Origin of the sequence: Candidatus Cloacimonas acidaminovorans str. Evry (assembly GCF_000146065.2) — a bacterium.
GTDB classification, from domain to species: domain Bacteria; phylum Cloacimonadota; class Cloacimonadia; order Cloacimonadales; family Cloacimonadaceae; genus Cloacimonas; species Cloacimonas acidaminivorans.
This window is the reverse complement of sequence record NC_020449.1, coordinates 634,309-643,273: the sequence shown is the minus strand read 5'-3', so window position 1 is coordinate 643,273 and position 8,965 is coordinate 634,309. Positions and strand designations below refer to the sequence as shown.

Here is an 8,965-nt window from a genome sequence, read left to right as displayed (position 1 = left end):
GGAATTGTTCAGAATTTGTGGCTTCGGGGGGTTCTTTTGTTTTAACTCTAAACCGAGCTTCAGCTTTGAAAGTTGAAGGCAACGAACAGAATTTCCTGTTGCCTCTGCATATAGTTGCAACCACAAAAGGATCGGTTTAGAGTCAAAACATCACAGCCTCAAAATATAGTTCCAACCATAAAAGGGTCGGTTTAGAGTCAAAACATCATCAAAACTCCCCGAAACCTTATTTTTTTACTTGACATAAATTCGGGAGCTATTAAAATGGATTAATAGGATGGTGAACACATCGTGAAAGTTAAGTAATATCCTTAAAACTGGTAAGTTAAGAAGAATGTCTGAACAAAAACAGCTATTTTTCCTGCCAACTTGCCAGAGGGATAATTTGGTTTATATTATTCTAAAGACGAAGCAAAAAATGGTTGAATACAAATTTCTATGTTGTATTTAGCCGGTATAGATATAAGTTCTCACTACCAAAAGGATTGTAAAAAAAATACTGCGGTAGTGACGAACTATCAACGAACGATAGTATATCGTTCTTCCGTATCAAAGGAGTTTAGATGTATTTGTGGATTTGCCCAAGGTCTATAAAGCCGATGATGGTAACAAACCGGAAGTTAGAGAACTATGCACTTTGGTGTCTATCCAATTCTATATTTATTTTCTTTAACCCTTCAAAAACAAACAACCGGAAAAATAGGTTAATCTCTATCCAATATATAAGGAAGAACAACCAGGATAAAGCAGCTTTTACTCAAAATTGCCACAACCGGATAACCTCTTCCCAAACCTATAATTATAATAATATATGCTATTTTTCCCGTAAAACCAATACGCTTGAAACAGGAAAACGCAATCTTAAAAACTTATTGCACTCTTTTTGTAACAATCATCGCACATTATTACTAAAGAACAGTGCAAAAGAAACAAGCCGCGTTCTTCCTTCAGAGCTTAAACCATCAAAATCAAACCTGGCATTACCTTACCTGCCATTGATTAAACCACAAACTCTAAGCTTTAAAACCAAGGCAATGCCTATCGTTTAACTAATTAAAGAACTCTTCAAGAAAAACATCTAAACAAGGAGTTTTTAGTATGAAGAAATTATTACTTATAACCTTAGCATTGGTTATAGCTGCTTTGGCTTTTGCCCAAACAGATATAACTATTGGAACAGGAACATCCACGGGTCGTTATCCTTTTAATGACTATTTTGTGTATTCCCGTTCCCAGTGCATTTATTTAGAAAGTGAAATAGGATATCCAGGTACTATTAATAAATTAAGATGGTATCGTAGTGATACCGGTGCCGATGCAAGCGCTATCGGGACTACCCAGATTTGGCTTAAAACAGTTACCAATACAGTATTTACAGATGTAAACTGGGAAGATCCAGGAACCTTAGTTTATGAAATTGCCAACATTGATCTCGGTTCCGGTGGCGGATGGTATGAAGTTGATATCACCGATTTTAACTATACTGGTGGTAACTTACTTGTTTCTGTATATACCCAAAATGCACCCTACACTGCACCTCATTCATACTGGTATTATACGGCTACTACAGGATATAACCGTTGCCGTTTAGGAAGTAGTGATTCTGTTAATCCTCCTCCTTTAAGTTTATCTACTGCCAGACCTAATATCCAGATAAATATGACAACATCTAATCCTACCTCAGCACCTAATCCAGCAGTATTAGTTAGCCCTGCAAATGATGCCTGGGCTATGATTGGAGATATTTTATCCTGGAATAGTGGTGGCGGATTTCCTTCATCTTATGATGTATATTTCGGAACATCTTCAACCCCTCCTCTGGTTAGTGATAATCAAACAGCTCTCACTTATACTCCAACTTTAGCAGCTGGCAATACATACTATTGGAAAGTTGTACCTGCAAATCTTATTGGAGAAGCAACCGGTTGTCCTACCTGGAGTTTTAAAACGCCAACTACAACTCAAGTAGCAGAGAGCTTTGAAAATACATCATTTCCGCCAGCGGGTTGGGCAAATCCAGGTACCTGGAGTCGCTCCACAAGTTATGCTAAACAGGGAGTTGCTTCAGCTTATAAATACCCGTATGATACAAGTAAATATATCCTTTCCACACCTAAAGTTACTATAACCGGCACCAGTACTTTGAATTTGTGGACCTTATGCTCCAGCACAAGTGGTACTATAGAAGTTATCTCTTCACCGGATAGAATTACCTGGACTCAGCTTAGCAGCATTACTCATTCTGCAACTTACACCTGGTATAATACAGTTGTGGACTTAAGTTCTCTTGCGGGAAATAATTACTATCTTGGTGTAAGAACAGGTGGCCAATCATATACCTCCTATTATGTTGATTTGATGATTGGTCCGGACATTACTCCTGAGGTACCTGGAGCTCCTACTTTAAGCACCCCGGCAGACCTGGCAACCAATGTAAATGAATTAACAACATTTACTTGGACAGCTCCTACAACAGGTGGCGTGCCTACCGGCTACAAACTCTACTGTGATACCAATAATCCACCTACAACTCTAAAAGCAGACCTGAATGCTCTTACCTATACTTTAACTACTCCTCTGGCATATAATACAACTTATTTCTGGACGGTCTTAGCTTATAACGGAGTAGGTAATGGTCCGACTGCTACAGTAAGAAGTTTTACAACCAGGGCAGATCCGATCATTTCTACCTTCCCCTGGGTTGAGGATTTCGGTACAACTACCAACTTCCCGCCTCTTAATTGGTCACGCTTAACCGGTCTTTACCCCTCTGAGACACCTACTTCTACAACCAGCGGATGGAATTATGATGATTTTGCCAATGTAGTAACTACTCCGCAAAATATGTCCGGTCGTCTTAATATCTGGTCTACTTCTACAAAGTATTGGTTGGTTACACCGCCCATTGCAATTCCTGGTGCTGGCTACGAGCTTAAATTTGATCTGGCGTTAACTACTTATAATGGAATAGCTACACCACCTACTCCTGGAGAGCAAGCAGATGATAAATTCATCGTTTTAATTAGTGATAGCGCTCTAATGACCAATCCTATTGTTCTTAGGGAATGGAATAATACAGGTTCCACTTATGTGTTTGATAATATTTCTCCCTCGGGTGAAAATCATATCATAAGCTTGAATACATATTCAGGAACTAAATATCTTGCTTTTTACGGCGAATCAACTGTTGCCGGTGGAGATAACAATGTATATGTAGATAATGTTACAGTGCGTGAAATTCCTACTGCTCCAATCATAAGCTGTAATCCTACCAGTTGGGATTTTGGACAGACCATAATTAATACTACCAAAACTAAGGACTTTACGATTAGTAATACAGGTACTGGTACTCTTAATGTGTCTTCCATAGTTATAGCAGGAGATTATTATACACTGCTTACTAATCCTGCCCCTGTAGGCCTGACAACTGGTCAAACTGCTACCTTTACCGTTCAGTATGCTCCTACGGCAGCTGGAACTCACAATGGTACTGTTACTATTACTGATAACCGAGGCGTAACAACTGTTAATTTGAGTGCCGTATGTTATGATCCTACAATTACCAGTGCTCAATTACCCTATTCCAATGGTTTTGAAGACACCTGGACAGGAACTCCTCCAGCACCTGTCCTCGGTTGGACAGTTATAAATGCCAATACTGATTCTTATACCTGGAGAAGAGGTCCAACTTATATTGATGCTCACACAGGAGATTATGTTGCTCAAGGGATGGGAAATACAGATGACTGGTTAATTACCCCTCCCATTCAAGCAAGTGAAGACCTGCGGATTAAATGGTGGGATGCTGTAGAATCAGCTTCTTATCCCAATACCTATACTGTATTGGTTTCTACTACTGATAATAATATTGCTTCTTTCACAAATAATCTGGGAACCTTTACCTGCAACTTGACTACCTGGACTGAGCACACATTGAATTTGAATGCCTTTACCGGTAATAGAATTTATGTTGCCTTCCATCAAACTGCATCTGGTTCTACTTATTATGATTTCGGAATTGATGATTTTCTGTTAGAAGCAATTCCTGCTGCTCCTGTCTTTAATTATAGCCCTACCAGTATAGCATTTGGAACTGGCTTTGTTAATACCCCCACTGCTTATCAAAATGTAACTGTTACCAATACCGGTGCTGGAGTGCTTAATCTTGCTGTAGCAGATGTAAATATAATTGGAGCAGATGCTTCAATGTTTTCTTTTGATCCTGTGAATTTGCCCGCAGAATTAGGTTCCGCTCAATCGGTAATTATTCCTGTTCGTTATAATCCCACTGCCATAGGCAATCATACTGCTACCCTGCAGATGGTTTATAATGCTACCAACTATGATGTTACATTATCAGGGAATGCCTTAGGTGAGCATGCTCTTTATCAGGGTTTTGAAGGTGATACTTTCCCGCCTGCGGGTTGGGCAACTGCCACTACTCCTTGGGAAATTTATACTACTTATGCACATACCGGAACAAAATCAGTAAAATCCGGTTATACAGCAGGAACCTGGTGGTTGATGACTCCTACTCTTGCTATAGAAGATGGTGCTAATACACTCACTTTCTGGTATCGTGATAATAGCGAGTCATCCAGCTGGGATTATGTTGATGAATATACCTATGTAATGCTTTCCACAACCGGTAATGCTCCTGAGAACTTTAACACTATTTTGTGGACAGGTGATTATCTCACCTTCACAACTACCTGGCAAATGGCTTCAATTGACTTAAGTGCCTATAACGGACAGAATGTAGTTATTGCTTTCAAGAGTGTTCATACCGGTGGTAACTTTAGAATAATTGATGATGTTGCCGGTCCCAATCTCTATGTTCCTTCAGGTCCACCTGATCCAGTAATCCTTACTTATCCTGCCAATGGAGCTACTGGTATTCCACAAACAGGATTTAACTTAACCTGGACACAAGCTACTACCGGTGGAATTCCATCTTATTATGCTGTCTATATGTCTCAGGATGAAGAGACAATCTATGATGATTACAGATGGGAAACAACTAATACCTATTTCAATCCTGTAACCGAGGGTGGAATTACCTTCAATTATCTGGATCGCTGGTATTGGACTGTAGAAGCAATTAATGATGATGGCAGTGCAGTTGTAGAACCGGCTTACTCGTTTGAAATCCAATCTGATCCTCGTGTAAATATTCCCTACGCACAGGATTTTGGCACGGATGGCACTTGGCCCCTCAACTGGTCTCAGACCTATTCGGGAGGAGTTACCAGTAACCGTTGGACTCTTAGTAATACTAATAGTGCCGGTGGCACAGCTTATGAAATGATGGCAAGCTGGGCATCCGGAACAGGTATTTCCCGCTTAATCGCTCCTCCTTTAAATACTGATGGAATTGCCAATGTCGCCATCAACTTCAATACCTATTATAATGATTATGCAGCTGGTATAACAGCTAAAGTGCAATATAGCTTTGACCTTAATACCTGGTACGATACACCTTGGTCAATTATTAGTGGAAGTGGAGATGTAACAGGCAATCAAACAGCTCTAATTACCGGTTTAACAAATCATCCCACTACTTATGTTGCCTGGGTATTGGATGGAAATCATTATCAGTTTGATTACTGGTATATTGATGATGTAGCTATATCTTTGCCGCCTGACCATGATGTAAAGGTGGTAAGCTATGATGTAGAAAATCAAGTTGTTCCGGAAAATACCGTGGTTACTCCGATAGCTACTGTCGGTAACAATGGTTTAAATACTGAAACATTTGCAGTTACCTGCACCATCGGAACTTATTCCAGCACTCAAACCGTTACCGGATTAGCTTTAGGAGCTACGCAGCAAGTTACTTTCACACCTCTTACTCCCACTCTTTGGTCTGCAGAATCAGTGGTAATTACTACAAACCTGGTTGGGGATGAAGTTCCAGATAACAATACCTTATACGATGCTCTCATCTGTTTGCCTTTGAATGTAACTGGTTTAGCCAATAATGCTCAGACCGATCAATTTGTCCAGTTCAATCTGGCAAATCCGGGTGTTCTGAATGCTCTTCCCAATGGTTATACCGGAAGTTATTTCATTGCCGGAGCTGACTGGAAAAATGGTCAATGGATGGGTGTGGAATATGACGACGGCACTTTGGCAACTGATAACTATGTAAACATAGACCCCTTAACTGGTGTCTATACAGATCAGGGTGATCTGGGTGCAGCCATAATGGGTAACGCCTGGGATGATACACACGACATTATGTATGGTGTTAGCAGTACCGGTTATCTGTATGTTATGGACCCCGCTACTGGAGCTATAGGTGTTGGCGATTCTTTGTGGTATAACCTGGAAGGAACCAATTATAGCATTACTAATCTGGGCGGTTTGATGATTGATATTGCTTATGACAATACCAACAATATCCTTTATGGTATTGATCTGGGTAACGATTGCTTGTGGACCATCAATCCCGCTACCTATGAACTTACCTTAGTTGGTTTCTTGGGTATAGACCTCAACTATGCTCAAGATGCTGCCTTTGATCAGGATAGTGGTTTACTCTACCTTGCTGGTTATGCAGGTGGAGGCGCCTTATACTGGATTGATACAACTTATGGTGGTGCCTATAAAGTAGGTAAATTCACTGCCAGCGGTTATGAGCTTACCGCTTTTGCCATTCCTTACGGAACTTTGGCCACAGCACCGGTTGCTACTATTTCAGGAACAGGACAGCTTAGCTGGACACCTGTAACCGGCGCAGTTGCCTATAATGTTTACAGTGCTGATGATCCCTATGGAACCTACACTCTGGAAGCAACCGTGCGCGGAACTACCTATACCGGACCTACCGCTCCCAAGAAGTTCTATAAAGTAACCGCCGTAGGTGGAAGACAACAAACTAACCATCAAGAAATCAGATTCCGTGAACCCATCAAACACAACGGAAAACTGAATCAGAACGATAGATACGAATTCGGTCCAGTTAACGGATTCTCTATGCGTTCCAAATAATTAACCAAGGGAATTTTCGCATTCCCTGAACAATATAACCCCCGCTATTTACGGCGGGGGTTTTTTGTTGCCTGTTTTGCTGCTTGTTTTGACTTACAATTTTGCCCGGGCACCGTTTTGACTTACAATTTTGCCACAGCCCTCACAGAAACAACAACCCTCAATTTATACACACTTACAACTATCTTTCAACTGGTCTCCAAACTTCAAAATTGTGAGTTAAAACAAGAACCCTGCACACTGTCAACCGAGCTACAACAAACCCGATGCTTGTTTTGACTTACAATTTTCACTTGCCTTCCAGAAAACCACTTCCCTCTCATTATTTCACTTTCAGCCGAGCTTTTACCTATTTCCGAATCAAAAAATTGTGAGTTAAAACAAGAACCCCGCACACTGTCAACCGAGCTACAACAAACTCACGAATTCCACGGTCACGGAAAAACAAGAACCCGCAGACTTACAACCGAGCTGCAACAAACTCACGAATTCCACGGTCACGGAAAAAATACATATTCAGCCATTCCAGACTTTTGTTTTAACTCTAAACCGAGCTTCAGCTTTCTTTCAAATTCCTCCATCGTGAAAGAAAGCATTTTTTCACTCCAGAAATGTGGGGTAGGAATTGTTCATCATTTGTGACTTCGGGGGATACTTTTGTTTTAACTCTAAACCGAGCTTCAGCTTTGAAAGTTGAAGGCAACGAATAACATTTCCTGTTTCGTCTGCATATAGTTGCAACTATAAAAGAGTCGGTTTGTTTTTGTTTTAACTCTAAACCGAGCTTCAGCTTTGAAAGTAGAAGGCAGTGAATAAAATTTCCTGTTGCCTCAAAAATATAGTTGCAAACACAGCAAGAATCGGTTTAGAGTCAAAACTTCCCCCCTCTGCTTGTTTTGACTTACAATTTTCACTTGCCTTCCAGAAAACCACTTCCCTCTCATTATTTCACTTTCAGCCGAGCTTTTACCTATTTCCGAATCAAAAAATTGTGAGTTAAAACAAGAACCCCGCACACTTACAACCGAACTACAACAAACTTACGAATTTCACGGTTACGGAAATACAAGAACCCCGCACACTGTCAACCGAGCTACAACAAACTCACGAATTCCACGGTCACGGAAAAACAAGAACCCGCAGACTTACAACCGAGCTGCAACAAACTCACGAATTCCACGGTCACGGAAAAAATACATATTCAGCCATTCCAGACTTTTGTTTTAACTCTAAACCGAGCTTCAGCTTTCTTTCAAATTCCTCCATCGTGAAAGAAAGCATTTTTTCACTCCAGAAATGTGGGGTAGGAATTGTTCATCATTTGTGACTTCGGGGGATACTTTTGTTTTAACTCTAAACCGAGCTTCAGCTTTGAAAGTTGAAGGCAACGAATAACATTTCCTGTTTCGTCTGCATATAGTTGCAACTATAAAAGAGTCGGTTTGATTTTTGTTTTAACTCTAAACCGAGCTTCAGCTTTGAAAGTAGAAGGCAGTGAATAAAATTTCCTGTTGCCTCAAAAATATAGTTGCAAACACAGCAAGAATCGGTTTAGAGTCAAAACTTCCCCCCTCTGCTTGTTTTGACTTACAATTTTCACTTGCCTTCCAGAAAACCACTTCCCTCTCATTATTTCACTTTCAGCCGAGCTTTTACCTATTTCCGAATCAAAAAATTGTGAGTTAAAACAAGAACCCCGCACACTTACAACCGAACTACAACAAACTTACGAATTTCACGGTTACGGAAATACAAGAACCCCGCACACTGTCAACCGAGCTACAACAAACTCACGAATTCCACGGTCACGGAAAAACAAGAACCCTGCACACTGTCAACCGAGCTACAACGAACTCACGAATTCCAACATCGTGGAAGAAAGAATTTTTTCACTCCAGAAATGTGGGGTAGGAATTGTTCATCATTTGTGACTTCGGGGGATACTTTTGTTTTAACTCTAAACCGAGCTTCA

The 8,965-nt window shown here is 40.5% G+C and carries 1 protein-coding gene; it reads left to right on the top strand.

The window, feature by feature from the left end:
* Positions 1-1,098: 1,098 nt before the first annotated feature.
* The gene (locus CLOAM_RS02680; protein WP_015424313.1) at positions 1,099-6,993 is read left to right on the top strand and encodes a choice-of-anchor J domain-containing protein; all 5,895 of its coding nucleotides are present in this window, start codon (positions 1,099-1,101) and stop codon (positions 6,991-6,993) included.
* Positions 6,994-8,965 lie beyond the last annotated feature (1,972 nt).

Excerpts from the sequence above, each read along its gene's own strand:
- CLOAM_RS02680 (WP_015424313.1), top strand. The coding sequence starts at position 1,099 with ATGAAGAAATTATTACTTATAACCTTAGCATTGGTTATAGCTGCTTTG.